The following is a 747-nucleotide window of genomic DNA, read 5'->3' on the forward strand; positions in this document are numbered from 1 at the left end:
TCATCTGGAACTGAAGTTCGTTACATTGTATGCTACGTCGCTTCTGGAGAGGAGCGCATTATGGCGAACGCGAATGGCCGCCCAACCGCGCCGTTGGTTCTGAGCGCAGACGAGCAGGATTATCTCGAACGACAGGTCCGTCGCCGACGTGTCGCACGATCGATGTCGGAGCGTTGCCGGATCATCCTGCGATGCGCCCACGGCATCCCCAGCAAGGTCGTCGCGGCTGAACTGGGAGTGCATGAGCACACGGTCGGCAAGTGGAGGCGTCGCTTCCTCAAGGATCGCGTCGAGGGCCTGCTGGACGAAGCCCGGCCCGGCAGGCCCCGGACGATCGACGACGATCAGGTGGCCGCCGTGATCGAGCGGACGCTGCGGTCCCTGCCCAGCGACGCGACACACTGGTCGATCCGCTCGATGGCCGGGGCGACCGGCTTCTCGCACACGACGATCCGTCGGATCTGGACTGCCTTCGGGCTGCAGCCGCATCGCTCGGAGACGTTCAAGCTGTCGAGCGACCCGCTGTTCGTCGACAAGGTGCGCGACATCGTCGGGCTCTACCTGTCGCCGCCCAATCGCGCGCTGGTGCTGAGCGTCGACGAGAAGAGCCAGATCCAGGCCCTCGACCGCGAGCAGCCCGTCCTGCCGATGATGCCTGGCATGCCGGAGCGCCGGACCCATTCCTACGTTCGTCATGGCACGACGTCGTTGTTTGCTGCCCTCGACGTTGCCTCGGGCTTCGTCATC

1 protein-coding gene is annotated in these 747 nt (G+C 65.1%); it reads left to right on the forward strand.

All coding sequences use genetic code 11. The features are described 5' to 3' along the window. Positions 1–60: 60 nt before the first annotated feature. On the forward strand, positions 61–747 hold a 687-nt coding region (locus D3227_RS40520), incomplete at its 3' end, for an IS630 family transposase (RefSeq protein ID WP_120019478.1).

It is taken from the genome of Mesorhizobium waimense, assembly GCF_003601975.1.
Lineage (GTDB): Bacteria > Pseudomonadota > Alphaproteobacteria > Rhizobiales > Rhizobiaceae > Mesorhizobium > Mesorhizobium waimense.